Annotated in this window: 18 protein-coding genes; 5 read left to right on the top strand and 13 right to left on the bottom strand. The window is 73.5% G+C overall.

What is annotated here, in order from left to right; translation table 11 throughout:
* Window positions 1-39: 39 nt before the first annotated feature.
* Window positions 40-3,066 (bottom strand): putative bifunctional diguanylate cyclase/phosphodiesterase, encoded by a 3,027-nt coding sequence (locus tag ADK41_RS36330; protein ID WP_030824630.1) that lies wholly within the window; start codon window positions 3,064-3,066, stop codon window positions 40-42.
* Window positions 3,067-3,479: 413 nt separating this feature from the next.
* A complete protein-coding gene (locus ADK41_RS36325) occupies window positions 3,480-4,433 on the bottom strand; it encodes a 2-hydroxyacid dehydrogenase (protein WP_030824627.1) in 954 nt (317 codons plus the stop codon).
* 74 nt (window positions 4,434-4,507) lie between these two features.
* Between ADK41_RS36325 and ADK41_RS36320 the strand changes: the two genes are divergently transcribed.
* Together ADK41_RS36320 and ADK41_RS36315 are read left to right on the top strand one after the other, a co-directional pair.
* Window positions 4,508-5,506 carry an aldo/keto reductase gene (locus ADK41_RS36320; protein WP_030824623.1) on the top strand — a complete coding sequence of 333 codons (999 nt, stop codon included), beginning with the start codon at window positions 4,508-4,510 and terminating at the stop codon, window positions 5,504-5,506.
* A gap of 72 nt (window positions 5,507-5,578) precedes the next feature.
* Window positions 5,579-6,784 (top strand): PQQ-dependent sugar dehydrogenase, encoded by a 1,206-nt coding sequence (locus ADK41_RS36315; RefSeq protein ID WP_051843123.1) that lies wholly within the window; start codon window positions 5,579-5,581, stop codon window positions 6,782-6,784.
* Window positions 6,785-6,788: 4 nt separating this feature from the next.
* Here the strand turns inward: ADK41_RS36315 and ADK41_RS36310 are convergent, their stop codons facing one another.
* The 3 genes from ADK41_RS36310 to ADK41_RS36300 all read right to left on the bottom strand — a co-directional run bounded on the left by ADK41_RS36310 (window position 6,789) and on the right by ADK41_RS36300 (window position 10,644).
* Window positions 6,789-6,977 (bottom strand): DUF6191 domain-containing protein, encoded by a 189-nt coding sequence (locus ADK41_RS36310; protein WP_030824618.1) that lies wholly within the window; start codon window positions 6,975-6,977, stop codon window positions 6,789-6,791.
* Between the two features lie 34 nt (window positions 6,978-7,011).
* Entirely contained in the window at window positions 7,012-10,089 is a 3,078-nt protein-coding gene (locus ADK41_RS36305; protein WP_030824615.1) for a helix-turn-helix transcriptional regulator, read from the bottom strand.
* Between the two features lie 375 nt (window positions 10,090-10,464).
* Entirely contained in the window at window positions 10,465-10,644 is a 180-nt protein-coding gene (locus ADK41_RS36300; RefSeq protein WP_030824613.1) for a hypothetical protein, read from the bottom strand.
* An 847-nt stretch (window positions 10,645-11,491) separates the two neighbouring features.
* Between ADK41_RS36300 and ADK41_RS36290 the strand changes: the two genes are divergently transcribed.
* Window positions 11,492-11,803 carry an NAD(P)-dependent oxidoreductase gene (locus ADK41_RS36290; RefSeq protein ID WP_280923167.1) on the top strand — a complete coding sequence of 104 codons (312 nt, stop codon included), beginning with the start codon at window positions 11,492-11,494 and terminating at the stop codon, window positions 11,801-11,803.
* Window positions 11,804-11,813: 10 nt separating this feature from the next.
* A complete protein-coding gene (locus tag ADK41_RS36285; protein ID WP_030824607.1) occupies window positions 11,814-12,725 on the top strand; it encodes a 5-dehydro-4-deoxyglucarate dehydratase in 912 nt (303 codons plus the stop codon).
* Between the two features lie 50 nt (window positions 12,726-12,775).
* Here the strand turns inward: ADK41_RS36285 and ADK41_RS36280 are convergent, their stop codons facing one another.
* From ADK41_RS36280 to ADK41_RS36270, 3 genes are read right to left on the bottom strand one after another with little or no spacing between them, the layout of a single operon-like run.
* Entirely contained in the window at window positions 12,776-13,330 is a 555-nt protein-coding gene (locus ADK41_RS36280; RefSeq protein ID WP_030824605.1) for a hypothetical protein, read from the bottom strand.
* 35 nt (window positions 13,331-13,365) lie between these two features.
* Window positions 13,366-13,926, bottom strand: a complete 561-nt coding sequence (locus ADK41_RS36275; protein ID WP_030824602.1) for a GNAT family N-acetyltransferase — start codon at window positions 13,924-13,926, stop codon at window positions 13,366-13,368.
* On the bottom strand, window positions 13,904-16,153 hold the full coding sequence (locus tag ADK41_RS36270) for an MMPL family transporter (protein WP_030824600.1): 2,250 nt from the start codon (window positions 16,151-16,153) through the stop codon (window positions 13,904-13,906). Before ADK41_RS36270 ends, ADK41_RS36275 begins: the two co-directional genes overlap by 23 nt.
* A gap of 377 nt (window positions 16,154-16,530) precedes the next feature.
* Between ADK41_RS36270 and ADK41_RS36265 the strand changes: the two genes are divergently transcribed.
* Window positions 16,531-17,334, top strand: a complete 804-nt coding sequence (locus ADK41_RS36265; protein WP_030824598.1) for an SAM-dependent methyltransferase — start codon at window positions 16,531-16,533, stop codon at window positions 17,332-17,334.
* Between the two features lie 66 nt (window positions 17,335-17,400).
* On the opposite strand, the gene gatB is transcribed toward ADK41_RS36265, so the two are convergent.
* The 5 genes from gatB to ADK41_RS36240 form a co-directional block, all read right to left on the bottom strand.
* On the bottom strand, window positions 17,401-18,915 hold the full coding sequence (gene gatB / locus ADK41_RS36260; RefSeq protein ID WP_030824595.1) for an Asp-tRNA(Asn)/Glu-tRNA(Gln) amidotransferase subunit GatB: 1,515 nt from the start codon (window positions 18,913-18,915) through the stop codon (window positions 17,401-17,403).
* A 15-nt stretch (window positions 18,916-18,930) separates the two neighbouring features.
* On the bottom strand, window positions 18,931-19,170 hold the full coding sequence (locus ADK41_RS36255) for a hypothetical protein (RefSeq protein WP_030824592.1): 240 nt from the start codon (window positions 19,168-19,170) through the stop codon (window positions 18,931-18,933).
* Window positions 19,167-20,663 carry an Asp-tRNA(Asn)/Glu-tRNA(Gln) amidotransferase subunit GatA gene (gene gatA, locus ADK41_RS36250; protein ID WP_030824588.1) on the bottom strand — a complete coding sequence of 499 codons (1,497 nt, stop codon included), beginning with the start codon at window positions 20,661-20,663 and terminating at the stop codon, window positions 19,167-19,169. The genes ADK41_RS36255 and gatA overlap by 4 nt, the downstream gene beginning before the upstream one ends.
* 6 nt (window positions 20,664-20,669) lie before the next feature.
* Window positions 20,670-20,966 carry an Asp-tRNA(Asn)/Glu-tRNA(Gln) amidotransferase subunit GatC gene (gene gatC / locus ADK41_RS36245; RefSeq protein ID WP_006130840.1) on the bottom strand — a complete coding sequence of 99 codons (297 nt, stop codon included), beginning with the start codon at window positions 20,964-20,966 and terminating at the stop codon, window positions 20,670-20,672.
* Window positions 20,967-21,608: 642 nt separating this feature from the next.
* The gene (locus ADK41_RS36240; protein ID WP_030828802.1) at window positions 21,609-23,915 is read right to left on the bottom strand and encodes a putative bifunctional diguanylate cyclase/phosphodiesterase; all 2,307 of its coding nucleotides are present in this window, start codon (window positions 23,913-23,915) and stop codon (window positions 21,609-21,611) included.
* Window positions 23,916-24,138 lie beyond the last annotated feature (223 nt).

Here is a 24,138-nt window from a genome sequence, read left to right as displayed (position 1 = left end):
GCGCATGGCATTGACCCTCCCCCCGGCGCGCACTCACTGTCAAGTGGGTGGGACGGGAGTCTCATTATGTGAGCGCAGTGCCGTACCGGCCTGGAGGACGGCGGTCACTCCGGTGGAGTACACCCCGGCGCCCCCGCCGACGAACACCGGTTCGGCCGGTCCGGGCGGCACCGGGTAGTGCCCGGAGGCCAGCGCCCTGCGCAGCCGGTACTCGTCCAGCGGCCCGGAGAAGGCCTTGCCCTGCCCGTGCGTGCAGCCCATCGCGCGCAGGGCCGCGGCCTGCTCGGGCAGGTCCACGCCGTCGGCGACGGACTGCATCCCGAGGTCGGAGGCGATCCGCAGCAGACCGCTGGTGATCTTGTGCAGCCGCGCGGACTCCACCACGCCGTCGACCAGGCTCCGGTCGAGCTTCAGTATGTCGACGGGGAGCCGCCGCAGGGCCGTGATCGCCGCGGGACCGCTACCGAAGCCGTCGAGCGCGATCCGGACGCCGAGCCGCTTGAGCACGGTCAGCCGGCGCTCCAGCTCGTCGAGCGACACCGCGGGGTCGGTGTCGGCCAGCTCGACGACCAGGGAGCCGGACGGCAGCCCGTGCCGGGTGAGCAGGGCCTCGATCGAGCCCAGGGGCAGTGACCGGTCCAGCAGCCGGTGGGCGCTCAGCCGGACGGCCACCGGGACGGGCAGACCGGTCATGTGCCGTTCGGCGGCCTGTTCGACGGCCTCCTCCAGCACCCAGCGGCCCAGCTCCGCGGTCTTCTCGCTGTCCTCGGCCACGCGCAGGAACTCCGCGGGGGTGAAGAGCACCCCTTGGGAGGAGCGCCAGCGCGCCTGGGCGCAGACCGAGGTGATCCGGCCGTCCTCCAGGCAGACCACCGGCTGGTGCAACAGGGCGAACTCGCCGTGGTGCAGCGCCGCGCGCAGCCGGGTGGCCAGCTCCGCCCTGCGCACCACGTCCTGCTGCATCTGCGGCTTGTACAGCTCCACGCGCCCCTTGCCGGCCGCCTTCGCCCGGTACATGGCGAGGTCGGCGTTGCGCAGCAGTTCGCCCGCGCCGAGGCCGGGTTCGGCGAAGGCCACGCCGATGGAGGCGTTGACCCGGACATCGTTGCCGTCGATGACGTAGGGCTGGGAGAGGGCCGCCCTCAGCCGGTCGGCGAGCTCCAGGATGTGCCGCTCACGGGCGTCCCGGTCGCGGACGCCGTCCCCGACGATCAGGGCCGCGAACTCGTCGCCGCCCAGCCGGGAGGCGGTGTCGCCCTTGCGGACCGCGTCCTGGAGTCTGCGGGCGGCCTGGACGAGCAGCTCGTCCCCGGCCTGGTGCCCGATGGTGTCGTTGACGCCCTTGAAGCCGTCGAGGTCGATGAAGAGCACCGCCGTGCCCCTGAGGGCGGCCCCGCGGTCCGAGGCCCGGCGGCCGGACAGCGCCTGTTGGACGCGTCGGGTGAACAGGGCGCGGTTGGGCAGGTCGGTGAGCGGGTCGTGCTCCGCGTTGTGCTGGAGCTGCGCCTGGAGCCGGACCCTCTCGGTCACGTCACGGCTGTTGAAGATCAGGCCGCCGTGGTGCCGGTTGACGGTCGACTCGACGTTCAGCCAGCCTCCCCCGCTCTCGGCTTCGCTCGAGCGGGAGGCGCTCCCACCGCCGGAGCGGAAGCGGCACTCGATGCGGGTGGTGGGTTCCTCCACCGGGTCGGCGGCGAGGAAGCGGCGCACCTCGTGCACGACGCAGCCCAGGTCCTCCGGGTGGATGAGACTGGCCAGTTCGGTCCCCTCCAGCTCCTCCGCGGGTCTGCCGTACACCCCGGCGGCGGCCGGGGAGACGTAGCGGAGGACGCCGCTGGGGGCGGCGATCATGATGACGTCGCTGGAGCCCTGCACCAGGGAGCGGAAGTGGTTCTCCTTCTGCGCCAGTTCCTGGGTGAGGGTGATGTTGTCGAGCAGCATGATGCCCTGGCGCACGACGAGCGCGAGCACCACGGTGCCCCCGGTGAGCAGCACGACGCGGTCGACGCTGCGACCGTTGAGGACGTTGTAGAGGATCCCCAGGGTGCACACGGCCGCGGCGAGGTACGGCGTGAGCGCGGCGAGGGAGCCGGTGATGGGCCGGGAGAGCGGATACCGGGTGTGCTCGCCGGGCGGCGGTCCGTGGTGGTGGTCCGGCACGCCGTGCCGCCCGGGCAGGTGCTCGCGGACCACGCGCGTGTGCCCCTCCCGCTCGGGCCGTCCGTCGCGGGGCGCGGTCCAGGGGGCGTACGCCAGGAGCAGCGAACCGGCGAACCAGCCCGCGTCGAGCAGTTGTCCGGAGCGGTAGTCGGCGTGCAGCAGCGGGGAGGTGAACAGGGCGTCGCACATCACGGTCAGCGCGAGCGCGCCGATCGCGGTGTTGACCGCGGACCGGTTGACCGCCGAGCGCCGGAAGTGCAGCGCGAGCACCATGCTGACCAGGGCGATGTCGAGCAGCGGGTACGCCAGGGACAGCGCGGTGTGCGCGACGCCCGGGCCCTCGGCCCGCGCGGCCTGGGCGAGCGCGAGGCTCCACGCGAGGGTGAGCAGGGAACCGCCGATCAGCCAGGCGTCCAAAGCGAGACAGACCCAGCCGGCCCTGTTCGCGGGCCGTTTGGCGAGCACCAGCAGCCCCACGATGGCGGGCGGCGCGAAGCACAGGAAGAACAGGTCGGCGTAGCTGGGGCTGGGCACGGGAAGCCCGAGGACGACCTCGTACCACCCCCAGATCAGATTGCCCAGGGAGGCCATGACCGAGGAGAGGCCGAACATCAGCCAGGCGGGACGGAACCGGGTGCGGGGACTGCGGGCGTAGACGAAACAGGACACGGCGGCCACACCGGCCGCGGCGCTCAGTCCGAAGTCGCCCATGATCAGCGCGAGGCGCTCCGAGCCCCAGCCGAACGCGGCGCCGACGGCGTAGGCCGCGCAGACCAGGGCCAGCACGAGTTGGGCGGCCGGGCCGGGCCGGCGGCCGGCGGCCGGCGCACCCGGCAGCGGTGTCGTCGGCGCGGGCTGCCGCCGCGGCGCTCCGTCCAGCGTGGAGGTGGGGGTGGGGGCGCTCACCGGCGCCCCCCGGTCCGCTCCGCTCCCGGGTCGCCCGGCCCCCGGTGCGCCGGGTGGTCCTGCCGTCCGCGGCTGCCGTGCGCGGGGCGGCGACGGCCGGGACCGCCGTGAGGGCCGCTGTGCCGGGTGCGGTGGCCGCCCTCGTGACCACGGCCGCACGCGGCCGTGCGCCACGGTCGTCGCCGACGGCTCCGCCGCGTCGGATCGCTCGTCCACAGACCGTGCATCGTCCGTCGCCCCCCTCACTGTCCGCAGTGTCCTGCCCCCGCGCCGTTGGTCAGCGGCGCGGCCCCTGTCGGGACGATACACCAGTACCGTCACTCAGGGACATAGGTTCTCTACGCTGCGTAACGATCAACTGATGTATGAGTACCCACCGCGCCCGGATCGACGCGCACGGTACTCGAAGCGGGTCACAGGTCTTCCGCTCCCGTCACCAGGATCACGTTGTCGAGCTCCTCCTGGTTCAGGTGACGGCGCAACTGACGGACCAGCAACCGCTCGGCGCGCGGCCGGAAGGCGGAGGTGGCTCCGCCGACGTGCGGGCTGATGAGGACGCCCGGCGCCCGCCACAGGGGGTGTTCCGAGGGCAGCGGTTCGGGATCGGTGACGTCGAGGGCCGCGGTGACGCGCCCGCTCTCCAGCTCGGTGAGCAGCGCCTTGGTGTCGACGACGCCGCCGCGGGCCACGTTCACCAGCAGGGCGCCGTCCTTCATCCGGGCCAGGAACCCGGCGTCCACGAGGTGCCGGGTGGTCTCGGTCAGCGGTGTGGAGAGGACGACGACGTCCGCCTCCGGGAGCAGGGCGGGCAGTTCGGTGAGCGGGTGCACCGGCCCGCGCTCCGTGGTGCGTGCGGAGCGCGCGACGCGCACCACCCGCGCGAGCTCGAACGGAACGAGCCGGTCCTCGATGGCCGCGCCGATCGCGCCGTACCCCACGATGAGCACGCTCTTGTCGGCGAGCGCGGGCCGGAACCCGCCGCGCCACTCCCCCTCGTCCTGTGCCCGCACGAAGTCGGGGACGCCGCGCAGGGAGGCCAGGATCAGCGTGAGCGTGAGCTCGGCGGTGCTGGCCTCGTGCACACCGCGCGCGTTGCACAGCCGTACGCCGGGGGGCAGGTGCTTCAGGCCGGGCTCCACATGGTCGGTGCCGGCCGACAGGGTCTGTACGACGCGGACGGAGCGCATCAGCGGCAACGGGCGCACACCGACCCCGGCGGGCTTCATGTAGGGCACGACGTAGAAGCCGCAGTCGGCCGGGTCGGCGGGGAACTCCTCGCCGCCGTCCCAGAAGAGGTAGCGCGGCCCCTCGGGAAGGCCCTCGATCTCGTCCGGCGGAATGGGGAGCCATACGTCAGCAGTGGTCATGCTCCGGAGGCTAGTTCAGAGGCCGGGAAGGGCGCGGGTTAGGTTGGGGGCCGGAGAGGGAGGGTCACGACCAGGTGGAGCGCAGGACGATCGGCGCGGGGGCGCTCGCGGTGGAGGCCGTCGGACTCGGGTGCATGCCGATGAGCTGGGCCTACAGCACCTCCCGGCAGCGCGGCGAGGAGTCGCTCAGGGCGGTGCACCGGGCGCTGGACGCGGGCTCGACGCTCCTCGACACCGCCGACATGTACGGCCCGTTCACCAACGAGCTGCTGCTCGGGCGGGTGTTGAGGGAGCGGCGCTCCGACGCCTTCGTGTCGACGAAGGTCGGGCTGCTGGCGGGCGATCAGCACATCGTGGCCAACGGCCGTCCCGGGTACGTGAGAAGGGCCTGCGACGCGTCGCTGCGCCGCCTCCAGACCGATGTCATCGACCTCTACCAGCTGCACCGTGCCGACCCGGAGGTCCCGGTCGAGGAGACCTGGGGTGCGATGGCCGAGCTCGTGCGGGCGGGGAAGGTGCGGGCGTTGGGGCTGTGCGCGGTGGGGGCGCGCTCGGCGCGGCGGCCGGGGGCGCGGCTGCACGACGCGACGATCCGGCAGCTGGAGCGGGTGCAGCAGGTCTTCCCGGTGAGCGCGGTGGAGGCGGAGCTGTCGGTGTGGTCGCCGGAGGCGCTCCGGGCGCTGCTGCCGTGGTGCGCGTCGCGGGGGATCGGGTTCCTGGCGGCGATGCCGCTGGGCAACGGCTTCCTGACCGGGACGCTGACGCCCGGCGTGGGCTTCGAGGCGGACGACCTGCGTGCCCGGCACCCCCGCTTCACGGCCGAGATGATGGCCGCGAACCAGCCGATCGTGGTCGGTCTGCGCCGCGTCGCCCGCCGGCACGGCGAGCACGTCACCCCGGCGCAGGTGGCGCTGGCCTGGGTGCTGAGCCGGGGCCGCCAGGTGATCCCGGTCCCCGGCGCCAAGCGGGAGCGGTGGGTCGCGGAGAACGCGGCCGCGGTGGACCTGCGCCTGACGGAACGCGACCTCGCGGAGATCGCGGAGCTGCCCGCGGCACAGGGGTCGTGGGACTGAGCGACGGCCCCGCGGCGGCGATCCGGCGGTTCGGGGTTCGGCGATCGGGAACCCCGGGAGCACGAGCGGTGTATGACAGGTGGGACCCCACCGCGTCGAAGGGACGAGATCGTGCAACGACGAGCCGTGACGGCCGTACTGGCCGCCGCCGCGCTCCTGCTGACCGCCGGCTGCTCCTCCGACGGCGGAGGACCGCCGGGTGCGGAGGGCGGCGCCTCCCCGACCGGTACGGCGGCGACGTCGTCCTCGTCGCCGGAAAGGAACGCGGAGGAGACACCGCCCGCGAAGGGCTCGGTGAAGGTGGTCCGCACGGTGACCACGGGCCTGAGCTCCCCCTGGGGCCTGGCCCCGCTGGCCGACGGCGACCTGCTGGTCTCCTCCCGCGACGAGGCGACGATCACCCGGATCGACGGGAAGACCGGTGAGAAGACCGAGGTGGGCGAGGTGCCCGGGGTGTCGCCGTCCGGCGAGGGCGGCCTGCTCGGCATCGCCTTCTCCCCCGAGTACGCCTCGGACCGCATGATCTACGCGTACTTCACCTCCGCCTCCGACAACCGCATCGTCCGCATGGTCTACGACGAGGGGAAACCGGCCGGTGAGCAGCTGGGCGCGCCGGACACGGTCTTCCGGGGCATCCCCAAGGGCGAGATCCACAACGGCGGCCGGATCGCCTTCGGCCCGGACGGGATGCTGTACGCGGGCACGGGCGAGAGCGGTGACACGGGCCTGTCCCAGGACAAGGAGTCCCTGGGCGGCAAGATCCTGCGGCTGACCCCGGAGGGCGAGCCGGCCCCGGGCAATCCGTTCCCCGACTCCGCGGTGTACTCGTACGGCCACCGCAATGTGCAGGGCCTGGCGTGGGACGGCAGGCAGCGGCTGTTCGCCTCGGAGTTCGGCCAGAACACCTGGGACGAGCTGAACGCGATCGAGCCGGGTGACAACTACGGCTGGCCGGAGGCGGAGGGCGAGTCGGACGCCGGCGGCTTCCACGACCCGGTCGCCCAGTGGAGCACCGACGAGGCCTCCCCCAGTGGCATCGCCTACGCCGAGGGCTCGGTCTGGATGGCGGGACTGCGCGGCGAGCGGCTGTGGCGCGTACCGCTGAAGGGCACGAAGGCCTCGGCGGACCCGCAGGCCTTCCTGGAGGGCGAGTACGGCCGGCTGCGCACGGTGGCGGCGGCGGGCGGCGACAAGCTGTGGCTGGTCACCAGCGACACGGACGGGCGCGGCGACCCGAAGGAGGGGGACGACCGGATCCTGGAGCTGGAGGTGAGCTAGCCGCTCATTCCGCCTCGGGCTCCTCCTCCGGCGCCGTGGGCGGGCGTACGGTGACCTTTCCGGAGGCGAGGTCTATCGGTCCGCGTCCGGGGTCGGCGTCGCCGACGTCCTCCCGGGTCAGTTCCAGGCGGTTCTGCTCGTCGCGGGTGTGCTTGCGGCCGGGGGCGAACAGTTCCTCGAAGGCGTTGAACACCGCTCCCCTTCCCGAGGGCGAATGGGTCGTACGTCTATTGTCCCGCCGCCGGCCGTGCGCCCGTCTCCGGCGCGAACAGACCGAGCCGATGCGCCACAGCCGCCGCCTCGCCCCGTCCGGAGACGCCCAGCTTGGCGAGGATGTGGGAGACGTGGACGCTGGCCGTCTTCGGGGAGATGAAGAGTTCCTCGGCGATACGGCGGTTGGTGCGGCCGGCGGTCACCAGACGCAGCACTTCGCGTTCCCGGCTGGTGAGGCCGAGCGCGTCGGCCGGATCCGCGGGGGTCCGGTCGCGGGGGGCGGTGGCCAGTGCGAGCCGGGCGCGCTGCGCCAGCAGGCCGGCGGACCTGGCCAGCGGTGCGGCGCCGAGGTGGTCGGCGAGGGCGGTCGCCAGCCGCAGCAGTTCCGTGGCGCGGGCGCGCTCGTCGTCGCCCGCGCCGGTGGCGAGCAGCGCCTCGGCGAGCCGGAACCGGACGCGTGCGAGGTCGTAGGGCCGTCCCAGGGGCTCGACCGCCTCGACGGCCGCGGACCACTCGTCCGGTGCGGGCCTGCCCTCGGCGCGCAGCAGCTCTGCGCGCAGCCACAGGTCGTACGCCTTCCATACGGGCACGCCGGTCGCCAGCGTCCTGGCCGCGGTGCGGATCCGGTCCAGGATCTCCGGGCGGCCGGGCTCGGTCGCCGGGTCGCCGTGGGCGTCGGCCTCCGCGGCGGTGACGGCGAGCAGCAGGGGCCAGCCGTAGCGCTGGGTGCCGGGCGGGAGCCCGGCGTCGAGCACGGCGAGCAGTTCGGCGCGGGCGTCGGCCAGGCGGCCCTCGGCGGCGGCGATGCCGACGGCGACCCACTTCATGGGGAGGGCGTACTGCGGCATCGGGTCGTGGGTGCCGAAGAAGGTGCGGGCGTCGGCGAGCCGGCGGGCCGCCTCGGCCACGTCCCCCCGGTCGTACGCGAGGTACGCCAGCCGCATCGAGCCCCCGGCCCGGGGCTTGGCGCTCCGTTCGAGACGCTGGGCGTTGGCCGCGGCGCGGGCCGCCTCGTCCCAGCGGCCGAGCGAGTGGAGGGACTCGGCGAGGTTGCCCCACACCCAGCCCTCGGAGTCCAGCAGTCCGAGCCTGCGGGTGACGTGGACGCCTTCGTGGAGGAGTGCCGCGGCCTCCTCGGAGCGGCCGACGCCTTCGAGGACGGACGGGAGGTTCACATGGGCGCGGGCCACCACCATGTCCACGCCCAGTTCGGTCGCCCGGTCCTTGACCTCGTACATCTCGGCGAGTCCGGTGGCGATGTCACCGGCGTCGACCATGAGGCCGCCGAGGGTGAGCCGGGCGTTGAGCTCGATGTCGTGGGCGCCGACCATACGGGCGTACTCGACGGCGCGTTCGGCGGCGGCCATGGCCTCCGGGCCGGGTTCGTGCAGCATGGACCAGTTGGCGGCGGAGGCGAGGACCTCGGCGTGCACCTCGGACGGGGGCAGTCCGCGCACCAGGTCCTGTGCGGTGCCGAGTTCGGCCCAGCCGTCGCCGCGGGCGAGGGCCTGGGTGAGCCGGGAGCGCTGCACCCAGAACCAGGCGGCGCGCAGGGGGTCCGGGTCCTCGTCGAGGAGGCGCAGCGCCCGCTTGGTGATCTTCATCGAGCGTTCGCGTTCCCCGCAGAGGCGGCCGGCGACGGCGGCCTCGGCCATCAGGTCGAGGTAGCGCAGCGGTGCGGTCGCGGGGTCGCGGCCGCTGGGGGTCCCCCCACGCCCTTCAGGCGGCGGGGGAGGGTGGACCTCGGCGTGGTCGAGGGGGCGCAGGGTGGCCCGTACGGCGTCGGGGACCGCGTCCCACAGCTCCATCGCCCGCTCCAGCAGGCCCAGTTGCTCGGAGTAGGCGTGGCGCCGGCGGGCCTCGACGGAGGCGTCGAGGACGGCGGGCAGGGCCTTGGCCGCGTCGTGGGCGTGGTACCAGTAGCTGGCCAGGCGGGTCACCCACTCGTCGGCGGGGACGAGGGTGGGGCAGGCCTCCAGGGCCTCGGCGTAGCGGCGGTTGAGCCGGGAGCGTTCGCCGGGCAGCAGGTCGTCGCTGACGGCCTCACGGACCAGGGAGTGGCGGAAGCGGTAACCGTCGCGGTCGGGGGCGGGGGCGAGGATGCCGGCGTTGACGCCGGCCCGCAGGGCCTCGATGAGGTCGTCCTCGGTGAGCCGGGCGACGGCGGCCAGCAGCCGGTCCTCGACGGTGGAGCCGCCTTCGGCGACGATCCGGGCGACCCGCTGGGCGCTCTCCGGCAGCGCCTCGACCCGGACCAGGAGGAGGTCGCGCAGGGAGTCGGGGAGACCGGTGCAGCAGCCCTCGTCGGCGGCGACGGCGAGTTCCTCGACGAAGAAGGCGTTGCCGTCGGAGCGTTCGAAGATGTCGTCGACGCGGTCGGGGTCGGGTTCGCGGGCGAGGATGCCGGCGATCTGCCGGTGGACCTCCTCGCGGTTGAGGCGGCCGAGTTCGACGCGCTGAACCGTGCGGAGCCGGTCGAGTTCGGCGAGGAGGGGGCGCAGGGGGTGGCGGCGGTGGATGTCGTCGGAGCGGTAGGTGGCGAGGACGACGAGGCGGCCGGTGCGCAGGGTGCGGAACAGGTAGGCGAGCAGGTGGCGGGTGGAGGCGTCGGCCCAGTGCAGGTCCTCCAGGACGAGGACGACGGTGTGGTCGGCGGCGACGCGCTCCAGCAGGCGGGCGGTGAGCTCGAACAGGCGGGCCACGCCCTGTTCGTCGCGGCGGTCCTCGCGGGTGGCGGTGCCGATCTCGGGGAGCAGGCGGGCGAGTTCCTCCTCCTGCCCGGAGGCGGCGGCGGCGAGCTGGTCGGGCAGTGCGCGGCGGAGTTGGCGCAGAGCGGTGGAGAAGGGGGCGAAGGGGAGGCCGTCGGCGCCGATCTCCACGCAGCCGCCGAGGGCGACGATCGCGCCGCGGCGGCGGGCGGCGGCGGCGAACTCCTCCACGAGGCGGGTTTTCCCCACGCCGGCCTCGCCCCCGATGAGCAGTGCCTGGGGCTCGGCGGCGGCGCGGGCGAGGGCGGTGTTCAGTGTGTCGAGTTCGGTGCTGCGGCCCACGAACACGGGACTGACGGACTTGGTCTCCACGTGCCTGAGCATCGCACGCCCTTCCGACGACGGGTCACCGGTTTTCGCGAGGGGGCGGGCGCCTGCGGCACCGTGCCCGTTCGCCGGGACCGCGGGTGCCCCGTGTCGGTGCCGGGCGGGAGGTTCACGCGATCCGGCGCCTGCGGGGCGCCTCCTCCGGAGGGGCGCCCCCGGCGCCCGCCCTCCCCCACTCCCGGCTTCTCCCCCACTCCCGGCTTCGCTCGAGCGGGGGACCCCCATGAGCGGGGACCCCATGAGCGGGAGGCGCCCCCCTGCGTCCTGGGGGGGCCTCCCAGGCCCTTGAGGCACTGCGGGAGGCACGACGACTGCCCGCGGGGACGGGCGAGCGGCGGTCGACCCCCGTGCGACCGCCGCCCGGGTCGGCGTTCACGCGGCTCGGGCGAAACGGGTTCGGTGGCGGGGAGGGCTCTCGGCCCCGGCGCCCCGTGCGGCGGCTTCGCGGCGCGCGCGGCGGCGGAGGCGCAGGGCCTCCTGGACCTGGCGCTCGTGCTCCGCGCGGCGGAGGAGGTCGTCGTGGCGGAGCTGGTGGAGTGCGTACTCGAACATGGTGTGTTCCCCCGGAGGAGTCGGTGCCGGTCATCGCTTTCCGCGATGCCTCCACCTTCGTCCCCGAGGCGGGCCCGCCGCATCGGGAGGGTTCCGTATCTTGTGGCCGGGCCGGGGCCTTAGGAGGTACTTAGGCGTCCTGGGCCCCGGTCGCCGTGCCACCGGTCCCGCCGCGCCGGCGACCGCGAGGGCCATGACCGCCGTGCGTGTGTGCCGCGCGTTCAGCCGCCGGGTCGGCGGACCGGCAAGCGGCACGCCGGCGGCCGCCGTCGGCGCGACCGGGCTCATCAGCGAGCCGGCCGGGAAGAACGCGTTCACCGCGGCCCGCAGCCGCGGCCCGCTCAGCCGCTGCCGCACCATCGCCATCGGCGGGCCCGACGGAGGCCGCCGTGCCCCTCGGCCCCGGCTCCGGGGCCCGCCCATTGACACCACCCCACCCCGCTGTCTACAAATGAGAACGCCGACTGCATATGGGGATGGCATTCATGGTTCGGACCTCAGAACGGATCGCCGGCGCCACCGTGGTCCCCATGGCCTTCCGGGGCCGTCCCCCGCTGATCACGGTCGGAGTGCGCGAGCCCTACGCGCTGCGCGCCATCGTGGAGATCACCACCGGGTCCGGTGTCAGCGGCGTCGGTGAGACCTACGGCGGCACGGTGCATCCGGAGCGGCTGCGACGCGCCGCCGACGAGCCGGCCGGCATGGACGTGGGGGGCCTCGACGAGCCGATCGCCCACCCCTCCCGCGCGCCGGGCGCCGACCCCACGGACGGCGACGGCACGTCCGGCAGGGGCGCGGGCAGCACCACCACGGACCGGGTACGGGCTCCGGGGCCCTGCCGGCCGACGTGGCGCGCGGGCCGGTGGTCCGGGAGGAGGCGCTCCACGAGGCGCTCGTCTCCGGCGCCATCGCGGGCGCCGCACTGGACGCGTGGGGGTCCGGCCCGCCCGACGCGCCGAGCCGGCCGCCCTTCCACGACCTGCCGAACGTCCTGATGCCCCCGCACCACCCGGGCCACACGGCCGACGCCTTCGCCGCCCGCGCGACCGGGATCGCCGCGAACACCGACCGGCCGCAGCGGGGGGACGCGCTCACCCACGTGGTCCGTGCCGGTTCCCCCTTCCCCGACCACACCACTCCCGCCCCTCACCCAGAGTAGGAAACCACCCATGCTCGAAGGCGTTCTCTTCTTCCCCGTCACCCCGTTCACCGCGGCCGGTGACGTCGACCTCGACGCCCTGCGCCGGCACGTCGCGGACCGGGTCGGCGCCGGCCCGGGCGGAGTCTTCGTCGCCTGCGGCACCGGCGAGTTCCACGCCCTGGACCACGAGGAGTACACCGCCGTCGTCCGCACCGCGGTCGAGGCGGTGGGCGGACGCGTCCCGGTGTACGCCGGGGCCGGCGGCGCCGTCGGCCAGGCCCGCCGGCACGCGCGGGTGGCCGCTCAGGCCGGTGCGGACGGTCTGCTGCTCCTGCCGCCCTACCTGGTCGAGGCCCCCGCCGACGGGCTCGTCGCCTACACCCGCGAGGTGGCCGGCGAGACCGCCCTGCCGCTGATCGTCTACAACCGGGCGAACGCCCGCTTCGACGAGCGCTCGGCGGTCGCGGTCGCCCGGCTGCCCCACGTCGTGGGCTTCAAGGACGGCACCGGTGACCTCGACCTGCTCGCGCGGATCGTCCCCGCCGTGCGGGAGGCGCTCGACGGGACCGGCAAGGAGTTCCAGTTCTTCAACGGCATGCCCACGGCCGAGGCGAGCCAGCTCGCGTACCGGGCGCTGGGCGTGGAGCTGTACTCGTCGGCCGCCTTCGCCTTCGCGCCCGACGTCTCCCTCGCCTTCCACCGCGCGGTGGAGGAGGGCGACCGGAAGCGGGTCGACGCGTTGCAGCGCGCCTTCTTCCACCCCCTGGTCCGGCTGCGCAAGCGGGTTCCGGGGTACGCGGTGGCGCTGGTGAAGGCCGGGGTCACCCTGGAGGGCCTGGAGGCCGGACCGGTCCGCCCGCCGCTGACGCCCCTCACCGCGTCCGAGACCGAGGAGCTGGCGGCGATCATCGCGGAGGCGCGCGCCGTACTCGCCTCCTGAACGCGCGTGAGGGGTCTCCGGACACCCGGAGACCCCTCACGCGGCCCGGCTCAGCCGGTCGCCGGCAGGCCCAGCAGCACGTCGGTGTACTTGAGGACCGCCAGCAGCAGTCCGACGACGCCGAGCGACACGCCCGCCCAGGCGACCGACTTGGTCCAGGGCGCCTGGACGGTCCGTCCCGGCGTCCCGAACGCGGGCCTCGCCAGCACCACCACGCCCACGATCAGCGCGGTCAGCGCGAACAGGCCGCCCCACAGCGCACTGGTGTGCCAGGCGTCGCCGTAGATCTCCTTGACCTGGGTGGCGACGCCGGCGTCCGCGGCCGTCTCCAGCTGGCCCAGGAGGGTCTCCCGCGCGGCGGCCACCGTACCGAGCCAGCTGCCGGTGAGCGAGACGAGGCCGAGGGCTGCGGAGACGACCGCGGCGGCGCCCTGTCCGACACCGGACGGGGCCCGGTCCTCGCTCTCCGGTGCGTCCTTCGTCGCCTCCGGCCGCGTCTCCGCGGCGTCGACGTCGCGGGACTCGGTGGCGTCCACCGCCGTCCCGTCGTGCTCGGGGCCGGCTCCGGCGCCGGTCCCGGTCTCGTCCACTGTCCTGGTTCCCATGCCCCGCACCGTACGGACGCTCTCTGAGAGTCCGCTTAATGATCGTTGTGCGCCGCGCGCCACTGAGGGGCCAGCACGGACCACACCTCCAGGTCGTGGCGTACCCCGTGGTGGAGATGGGCCTCGCGGCGCACACCGTCACGGGTCATGCCGAGCCGGCGGGCGATGTTGACGCTCGGCTCGTTGCCGGCCGCCGCGACCCATTCGACCCGGTGGATGCCGCGCTGCTCGACGGCCCAGTCGATGAGCACCCGCATCGCGCGGGTGACGAGCCCGCGCCCGGTGGCGGCGGGCTCCAGCCAGCAGCCCACCTCGCAGCTTCCGTTCGCGGCGTCGAAGTTCAGGGTGAGCACCCCGCCCACGAGCGTGCCGTCCAGCCACAGCCCGTGCAGCGAGGCCGTGTCGGCGGCGCGCCAGTCGGCGTACCGCCGGAGCACCTCCCGCGCCCCGGCCACGTCCGTGGCCTTGGAGCCGAAGGGGACGTACTGGTTGATGAACTCCCGGCCCCGGTCCAGATGGGCCAGGAACTCCTCGGCGTGCCAGGGCTCCAGGGGGCGCAGTTCCGCTCCGTCGTCACCCAGTGGTATCGCGTACATCCCGCTGCTGCTCCTCCTCGGCCAGCACGTCCGCCACCCCGGCGTCCGTGGCGGCGGCCAGCCTCTCATGGGCGGCACGGGCCTCGGGCGGTTCGATGCTGATGCGCGGCATGATCCGGTCCAGCGAGCGCGGCAGCCACCAGTTGGCGCCGCCGAGGAGGTGCATGAGGGCGGGGACGAGCAGGGTGCGCAGGACGAAGGCGTCGAGGGCGACGGCCGCGGCGAGCGCGATGCCGAACATGGCGATCACGCGGTCGCCGGTGAGGACGAAGGCGAGGAAGACCGAGATCATGATCACGGCGGCGGAGTTGATCACCCGGCTGGTCTCGGCGAGGCCGATGCGGACGGCGCGCCGGTTGTCGCCGGTCTCCAGCCATTCCTCGTACATCCGGCTCACCAGGAAGACCTGGTAGTCCATGGAGAGCCCGAAGAGGACGGAGACCATGATCACGGGCAGGAAGGGTTCGATCGGGCCTCCCGCGCCGAGGCCCAGCACGTCGCTGCCCCAGCCCCACTGGAAGATCGCGACGACGACGCCGAACGTGGCGGCGACGGCGGCCACGTTCATCAGCGCGGCCTTGAGCGGGATGGCGAGCGAGCGGAAGCCCACCAGGAGCAGCAGACAGCCCAGGCCGATCACGACACCGACGAAGAGGGGCAGCTTGTCGACGATGACGTCGGCGAAGTCGTCGTACCCGGCCGTCACGCCGCCGACCTGCACGTCGAGCGAGGTGCCCGACTCGGCCCGCGGCAGCACGTCCTCGCGCAGCCGGTCGACCAGGTCACTGGTCTGCTTCGACTGCGGGGACGACTCCGGTACGACGGTGAGGTACGCGGTGTCGCCCCCCGTGCCGTAGGTCGCGGGCGACACCGACGCGACGCCCTCGGTGGCGCGCAGGGTGGTGTCGAGGTTGTCCAGGGCGAGCCGGTCCTGGGCGCCGTCGACGTGGGTGACGAGGGTGAGAGGGCCGTTCACACCGGGGCCGAAGCCGTCGGCGAGCAGGTCGTAGGCCTGGCGGGTGGTGGACGTCCTGGGGTCGTTGCCCTGGTCGGAGGTGCCCAGGTGGAGGGAGAGGGTGGGCAGTGCGAGGACCGCCATGACGACGACCGCGACCGCGCCGAGCAGCTTGGGGTGGCGCTCCACGAACGCCGACCAGCGGGCGGCGAACCCGGTCGGCACCTCCGGCTCGGGCCCGTGCTCCGCCAGCCGGCGCCGCTCGCGGCGGCTGAGCGCGCGCGTGCCGATGAACGACAGCAGGGCGGGCAGCAGGGTGACGGAGGCGGCGACGGTCAGGACGACGGTGAGCGAGGCCGCTATGGCGACGCCGTTGAGGAAGTTCAGCCGGAGGATCAGCATGCCCAGCAGGGCTATGCAGACGGTGGCGCCCGCGAAGACGACCGCCCGTCCGGTGGTGGCGACGGCGTTGGTGGCGGCCTCGGAGACGGTGAGGCCGCGCTTCAGCCCGCGCCGGTGCCGGGTCACGATGAACAGCGCGTAGTCGATGCCGACGCCGAGCCCGATCAGCGTGCCGAGCATGGGGGCGAAGTCGGCGACGGTCATGACGTGCCCGAGGAGCCCGATCCCGGCGTAGGCGGTGCCGACGCCGACCAGGGCGGTGGCTATGGGGAGCAGCGAGGCGGCGAGCGAGCCGAAGGCGAGGAACAGGACGACGGCGGCGACCAGCACGCCGACGATCTCGGCGGTGTGTCCGCCGGAGGACTCGCCGAGCTCGACGGCGCTGCCGCTCAGCTCGACCTGGAGTCCGTCGGTCCGAGCGGCCTCGGCCGTCTCCACCACGGCGGCGGCCTCGCCCGCGTCGATGTCCTTGGCCTGGTCGTCGAAGGTGACCGTGGCGTAGGCGGTGCGGCCGTCCGCGCTGACCCGGCCGGCGCCCTGGTCGCCGTACGGACCGCTCACGGCGGCCACGCCGGGCAGGTCACCGATGCGTTCCAGGGTACGGGTCATGGCCTGTTCGACGCCGGGGTCCCGGACGCCGCCGGACGAGGTGTGCCAGACCACGTTGTCGCTGTCACCGCCGCCGAGGGCCGGGAAGCCCTCCTGCAGCAGCTGGGCGGCCCGCCCGGACTCGGTGCCGGGCACCTGGTAGTCGTTCGAGTAGGCGGAGCCGGCGGCGAAGGCGCCGGCGGAGACCCCGCCGAGGGCGAGGAGCCAGAGCAGAACGGTGATCAGACGGCGTTGGACACACCAGCGTGCGAGGGCTGCCACGAATGTGCTCCCGTGGTGACTCGGTGTGGATCTTTGACCGGGAACAGTCGAACGTGAACCGAACAGCCCGCAAAGAACGCATGAGCAATGCGGTGACCACTCTTGCAGGCATGAATGATCGTTTGTCGCTTTCGTGTACTAATTCACATTTTCCGGACCGCCCTGACCGCCCGGCACTCCTCCCGCGCGGTGTCCCCGGCCCGGGCGCCCGGGGCCCGGAAATCCGGATGCGGGGGCACGGGGACGGCTGCTAGCGTCCGCCGGTCCGACATTCCGCGGCAGTGCGCCGCCGGCCGAAGCAGGTGCTTTGATGCTTGTCCGCCCGATCTCCGACGCGTCCCCCTCCCCCTTCACGGCCTCAAGGAGCCCGTTCACCGATGTCGGACATCACACCGAACACCCCGCACGACGACCTCGCTAGCCGCATCGCCCTGCCCCGGTACCCCCGCAGCGGCGCCTACGACGCCCGCTGGGCCGTCGACAACCAGATGGGCCCGCACGCGCTGTGGCTGCTGGAGTGGCTCGCCCCGGCCCTCGGCCTCGACACCCTGCGCCCCGGCGCACGCGTGCTCGATCTGGGCTGCGGACGCGCCATGACGTCGGTCTTCCTGGCCAGGGAGTACGACGTCCAGGTCACCGCGGCCGATCTGTGGATCGGGCCGGACGACAACGCGCGCCGCATCGCCGAGGCGGGCGTCGCCGACCGGGTGTTCCCGGTCCTCGCCGAGGCGCACGACCTGCCCTTCGGGGAGGAGAGCTTCGACGCGATCGTCTCCGTCGACGCGTACCAGTACTTCGGCACCGACGACCTGTACCTGCCGACGCTGACCCGGCTGCTGAAGCCCGGCGGGCGGATCGGGGTCGTCGTCCCGTCGCTGACCGGGGAGGTCGAGGGCAGCGAACCGCCGGAGCATCTGAAGCCCTTCTGGGACCCCGGTTTCTGGTGCTTCCACTCCCCCGCCTGGTGGCGCCGCCACTGGACCCGCAGCGGGGCCGTGGAGGTGGAGACGGCCGACTGGCTGGAGGACGGCTGGCGGGAGTGGCTGCTGTGGTGCGACGTCGTCCACGAGGAGAGCACGGAGGAGTTCCATGTGCGGATGAGCCGGGAGTGCGCGGAGATGCTCCGCGCGGACCGGGGCCGCACGCTGGGCTTCGCCCGCGTGGTGGGCCGCAGGCCCTGACCGCGTGACCGCATGAAGGAGGGGGCGCATCGAACCCGACGCGCCCCCTCCCGCACTCTTCGGCGATCAGCCCTCGGTGACGCCCAGCTTCTCCAGGATCAGCTCCTTGACGCGGGCCGCGTCCGCCTGTCCGCGCGTGGCCTTCATGACCGCGCCGACCAGGGCGCCGGCCGCGGCCACCTTGCCACCGCGGATCTTGTCCGCGATGCCCGGGTTGCCGGCGATGGCCTCGTCGACGGCGGTGCCCAGGGCGCCCTCGTCGGAGACGACCTTCAGGCCGCGCTTGTCGACCACCTCGTCCGGGGTGCCCTCGCCGGCGAGGACGCCCTCGATGACCTGACGGGCCAGCTTGTCGTTCAGATCGCCCTTCACGACCAGCTCGGCGACCCGGGCCACCTGCTCCGGGGTGATCGCCAGCTCGTCGAGCCCCTTGCCGGACTCGTTGGCGGCACGGGCCAGCTCGCCCATCCACCACTTGCGGGCGGAGGCCGCGTCGGCTCCGGCGTCGATCGTGGCGACGATCGGGTCCAGCGCCCCGGCGTTCAGGATGGCCTGCATGTCGGTGCCGGAGACACCCCACTCCTCGCGGAGCCGGTTGCGGCGCACCAGCGGCAGCTCGGGCAGGGCGGAGCGGATCTCCTCGACCCACTCGCGGGGCGGGGCGACCGGCACCAGGTCGGGCTCCGGGAAGTACCGGTAGTCCTCGGCCTCCTCCTTCACGCGGCCCGAGGTCGTGGACCCCGTGTCCTCGTGGAAGTGGCGGGTCTCCTGGACGATCGTGCCGCCGCCGCTCAGCACGGCGGCGTGCCGCTGGATCTCGAAGCGGGCCGCGCGCTCCACGGACCGCAGCGAGTTGACGTTCTTCGTCTCCGAGCGGGTGCCGAACTTCTCGGTGCCGTGAGGACGCAGCGACAGGTTGACGTCGCAGCGCATCTGCCCCATCTCCATGCGGGCCTCGGACACGCCGAGCGCCCGGATGAGCTCGCGCAGCTCACGGACGTAGGCCCGCGCGACCTCGGGGGCGCGCTCGCCCGCTCCCTCGATCGGCTTGGTGACGATCTCGATCAGCGGGATGCCGGCCCGGTTGTAGTCCAGCAGCGAGTGGGACGCGCCGTGGATGCGGCCGGTGGCGCCGCCGACGTGCGTCGACTTGCCGGTGTCCTCCTCCATGTGGGCGCGCTCGATCTGCACCCGGAAGGTCTCCCCGTCCTCCAGCTGCACGTCGAGGTAGCCGTCGAAGGCGATCGGCTCGTCGTACTGGGAGGTCTGGAAGTTCTTCGGCATGTCCGGATAGAAGTAGTTCTTCCGGGCGAAGCGGCACCACTCGGCGATCTCGCAGTTCAGCGCGAGACCGATCCTGATCGCCGACTCGACGCCGGTCGCGTTGACGACCGGGAGCGCGCCGGGCATGCCGAGGCAGACGGGGCAGGTCTGGGTGTTCGGGTCGGCGCCGAGCGCCGTCGAACAGCCGCAGAACATCTTGGTGGCGGTGCCGAGTTCGACATGGACCTCTAGGCCCATGACGGGGTCGTACGACGCCAGCGCGTCCTCGTACGACACCAGGTCAGTCGTGGTGGTCACGGTGAAACTTCCCTCTCAGCCCAGCAGGACGTCGTCGTCGCCGAGGCTCTTCAGCTCGCGGTAGAGGATGGCGAGGTTGGTGACGACCGCGGCACCGGTGACGACGGCGTCGATCAGCCGCAGCGTGTCGTTCTCCCCACGCGCCTTCTTGATCTGCTTGTACACACCGACGGCGCCGAACGCCGAGGTGGCCATGGAGACGTACAGACCGGACTTGGACTTCTTGAATCCCTTGGCCTTGGACAGTGCGCTCACAGCGACGGTGCCTCCTCGATCAGCGGGTGGCCCCACTTTTCCACGAAGGCGGCCTCGACGGCGGCGCCGACCTTGTAGAGCCGGTCGTCCTTCATGGCGGGGGCGATGATCTGCAGACCCACCGGCAGGTCGTCCTCCGGGGCGAGGCCGCAGGGCAGCGACATGGCCGCGTTGCCGGCCAGGTTGGTGGGGATGGTGCACAGGTCGGCGAGGTACATCGCCATCGGGTCGTCGGCGCGCTCGCCGATCGGGAAGGCGGTGGTCGGGGTCGTCGGGGAGACGATCACGTCGACCTGCTCGAACGCCCGCTCGAACTCCTGCTTGATGAGGGTGCGGACCTTCTGGGCGCTGCCGTAGTACGCGTCGTAGTAGCCGGAGCTGAGCGCGTACGTGCCGAGCATGATGCGGCGCTTGACCTCGTCGCCGAAGCCGGCCTCGCGGGTCAGCGAGGTGACCTCCTCGGCGGAGCGCGTGCCGTCGTCGCCGGTCCGCAGGCCGTAGCGCAGGCCGTCGAAGCGGGCGAGGTTGGAGGAGCACTCGGAGGGCGCGATCAGGTAGTACGCGGAGAGCGCCAGGTCGAAGGAGGGGCAGTCCAGCTCGACGACCTCGGCGCCCAGCTCCTTGAGCAGCTCGACGGACTCGTCGAACCGCTGGACGACACCGGCCTGGTACCCCTCGCCGCGGAACTGCTTGACGACGCCGACGCGCATGCCGGCGACGCTGCCGTTGCGGGCGGCCTCGACGACCGGCGGGACCGGGGCGTCGATGGAGGTGGAGTCCATCGGGTCGTGCCCGGCGATCACCTCGTGCAGCAGGGCCGCGTCCAGGACCGTACGGGCACAGGGTCCGCCCTGGTCCAGGGAGCTGGAGAAGGCGACCATGCCGTACCGGGAGACGGCGCCGTACGTCGGCTTCACACCGACGGTGCCGGTGACGGCGGCCGGCTGGCGGATGGAACCGCCGGTGTCGGTGCCGATGGCGAGCGGGGCCTGGAAGGAGGCGAGCGCGGCGGACGAGCCACCGCCGGACCCTCCCGGGATCCTGGTCAGGTCCCACGGGTTGCCGGTCGGCCCGTAGGCGCTGTTCTCGGTGCTGGACCCCATGGCGAACTCGTCCATGTTGGTCTTGCCGAGGATGACGACGTCGGCGGCCTTCAGCCGCTTGGTGAGCGTCGCGTCGTACGGCGGGATCCAGCCCTCGAGGATCTTGGAACCGACGGTGGTCGGGATGCCCTCGGTGGTGAAGATGTCCTTGAGCGCGAGCGGGACGCCGGCCAGCGGGCCGAGCTTCTCGCCGCGGGCCCGCTTCTCGTCGACGGCGCGCGCCTGGGCGAGGGCGCCCTCGCGGTCGACGTGCAGGAAGGCGTGCACCTTCTCGTCGACGGCCTCGATCCGGGCCAGGTGCGCCTCGGTGACCTCCACGGCGGTGAGCTCGCCGGAGGCGATCTTCTCGGCGGTCTCGGCGGCGGTGAGCCTGATGATGTGATCGCTCATGGCGGGTTACTCCTCCCCCAGGATCTGCGGCACCTTGAAACGCTGCTGCTCCTGGGCCGGGGCGCCGGAGAGCGCCTGCTCGGGGGTGAGCGAGGGACGGACCTCGTCCGCGCGCATGACGTTCGTCAGCGGGAGCGGGTGCGAGGTCGGCGGTACGTCTTGGTCGGCGACCTCGCTGACGCGGGCGACCGCGCCGATGATGTCGTCGAGCTGGCCCGCGAAGTGGTCGAGCTCTTCGGGCTTCAGCTCCAGACGCGCCAGCCGGGCGAGGTGGGCGACCTCCTCGCGCGTAATGCCAGGCATGCAGCGATCCTCTGGGGTGAGTGTGTGTGGTTTGGGGCCAATCCTATGGGGCGGCGGGCCGTGCCCGTGAAACCCTTCCCGGCGACCCGCCCCGTCGGACGCCGTACGGCGTTCCTCCGCCCGCGACGAAAGGACGGGCAGCTCCCCTCGTCGCCGCTGAGCGGGGTGGCCTCGCGGCCCGGCGCCTTACCGGGCGCCCCGCGCGGATGTGGGCCGGGGGCGCCCACGCGACCCGGCGCCTCGCCGGATGCCCCGCGCGGGTGTGGGCCGGAGGGTGTTCGCGCGGCCCGGCGCTTGCGGGGTGCCGTCGCGCCCACCCGTGCCGCCCCAGCGGCACGACTGCCCGCGGCTGACACGGCATGCGGCTGCCCGCGGAGGGCCGCTGACGCGGCATGCGGCTGCCGGTGGGGGGCGGCGGCAGGTGGTCGCGTACGGCGGGGAGGGGCGGGGCGGGGGTGGCCGCCCGCAGCGGCCGGCGCGTCCGCGCCCTCGCCCTCCCGGGACACGTGATCCGCGCCGGTCCGAGGACGGACACCACCGACACGCCCCCGACCCACCCACCGACCGCAGGCGCCACGCCCGCCCCCACCGGACCGAACCCTGCGCCGCAGGCGTCCCACCCACCCGGCGCGGACCGGCGGGCTACTCGTCGACCGTGGTCGTCGCGGCCGGGAGCGCGGCGGCCGGACGCTGCCAGCCGCGGGAATCGCGGGCCAGCAGCCAGGCCGTCGTCTCCTCGGGCGGCATCGCCGCGGCCACCAGCCAGCCCTGCACCGCGTCGCAGCGGAGATCGCGCAGCCGCTCCCACGTCTCGTCGTCCTCCACCCCCTCGGCGACGACGAGCAGCCCCAGGGAATGCGCCAGGTCGATGGTGCAGCGCACGATCTCCGCGTCCTCGGCGTCCAGGGCCAGCCGGGCCACGAACGACCGGTCGATCTTCAGCTCGCTCACCGGCAGCCGCCGCAGATGCACCAACGACGAGTACCCCGTGCCGAAGTCGTCCAGCGACATCTTCACCCCGTGCCCGGTCAACGCGTTCAGCGTGTCGGCCGCACGCTGCGGGTCCTCCAGCAGCACGTGCTCGGTGATCTCCAGCTGCAGCGCCCCCGCCGGCACCCCGTGCCGGGCCAGCCGCGCCGCCACGGAGCCCGCGAAACCGGGCGTGTGCACATCGCGCGGGGACACGTTCACGGCGACCGGCACGAAGAGCCCCTGGGCGCGCCACTGCGCGACCTGCCCCAGCGCGGTCTCCAGCACGTACTCGGTGAGGTGCGGCATCAGCCCGGACGACTCGGCGATCGCTATGAACTCGTCCGGCGGCACCTTCCCCCGCTCCGGATGCACCCATCGCACCAGCGCCTCGAGCCCCGCGACCTGCCCGTCGAAACGGACTTTCGGCTGGTAGTGCAGCTGCACCTCACGAGCGTCCAGCGCCCGCCGCAGATCCCCCAGCAGCCCCAGCCGGTCAGGGGTGTTGGAGTCCCGCTTGGACTCGTACGCCTCGACCCCCGTGCGGTCCCGCTTGGCCTGGTACATCGCCACGTCCGCCCGCCGCAACAGCCCTTCCGCGTCGTCCGCGTGGTCGGGAAAGACGGCGACCCCCGCACTCGCCTCCAGGACGAGGGTGAGCCCGTCGAGGTCGAGCGGGGAGCTGAGGGCGGTGACGAGGCCGCGGGCGACGCGGGTCGCGGACGTCGTGGAGTCGGCGACGGGCAGTAAGACGGCGAACTCGTCACCGCCGAGCCGCGCGGCCTCCGCCCCGCGCGGCAGGGCGATTCTGAGCCGGTCGGCTATCTGCAGCAGCAGCCGGTCGCCGGCGAGATGACCGAGGGTGTCGTTGACCGACCGGAAACGGTCCAGGTCGATCAGCATGAGCGCGGCACGGGCGCCGATCCGCTCGGCGTCGTCCAGCGCCGTCCAGATGCGTTCCAGCAGCCACTGCCGGTTGGGCAGTCCGGTCAGCGGATCGCGCAACTGCTCCTCGGCCCGCGCGCGGGCTATCCACAGGGTGGAGTCGAGGGCGATCAGCGGAATGGAGAAGAGCGGCAGCAGCACCGGCTTGGCGACCGCGACCACGCACACCAGGGGCGCTATGCCGAACAGGGCGACCGCGACGAGCCCCTGCCGGACCAGAGCGGTGCGGGCCACGGTGGGCAGCCCCGCGCGCGGGGTGTGCAGGTACCAGAGCAGCGCGCGCGTGACCACGAGGTACGTGACGGCGACCAGCACCACGCCCGGCGCGGTGTACAGCGTCCAGGTGTCCGGAGCCGACGGCGACTCGACGGACGGCACCCAGCCGAACGCGGCCAGCACCAGCGCGCCGGCGCCGATGCCGAGCAGGTCCACCGCGCCGTGCAGCACGCCCTGTCGCCAGCGGCCCCGCCGGGCCACGCCGACCAGCACGACGACCGTGAGGCTGACCATCCCGGCCGGGAGCCAGCCGTACAGCAGCAGCACCGCGAGGGTGAGGGCGGCGCCGGAACCCGTACCGCCCCACCACCGGGAGCGGCCCAGCATCACCAGATGGCCGACGACGATCCCGGTCAGCACGGCCAGGGACCAGCCGACGGTCCCGGACGGGAAGAGCGCGTGCCCTCCGGTGAACGCCCGCAGGAAGCCGGCGCCCAGCACGAACCCGGCGGCGGCGACGACCGCCGTGGGCAGCGCGGGCCAGGACGGGTGCCGTTCCGCGTCCGCCTCGGCCAGCCCGGGACCGTGCCCGGCGACCGGCTGCCCCGCACCGCGCACATCCGCACCGCGCACATCCGCACCGCGCACATCCGCACCGCGCGCGTCCGCACCGCGCGCGTCCGCGGTACGCGTCCCGGTGCGCCCCATCGCGCCCGGTCGTCCCGCGGGCCGCCCGTCCTCACGGCCGCGCCGCCATGCGACCGCCACGCGACGCAGACGCGGCCGTGAGCCCGGGGCGGTGCTCTCGGTCGGTTCCATTCCCGTCCCTCTCCCAGCCGGCGGTGCCCACGCCACGCGGCCCGATGCCCGACGACCCTCAGCGGCTCCGCGGTGGAAAGCCCTTACCCCCGACTCCTCACGAGTACGGGGTCGCCCCGACCGCAGCTGGGCACGGCAGGCGCACATCTCAACAGTAGGCCGCACAGGGCCTGTACGGGCACCGGTCGCCGACGGTTGCCCGAATACGCCCCAGCCACCCGTA

This window comes from Streptomyces caelestis (assembly GCF_001279005.1).
Taxonomy (GTDB): Bacteria; Actinomycetota; Actinomycetes; order Streptomycetales; family Streptomycetaceae; genus Streptomyces; species Streptomyces heliomycini.
Note: the sequence above shows the minus strand (reverse complement) of the source record. Positions and strands in the feature narration are given on the sequence as shown.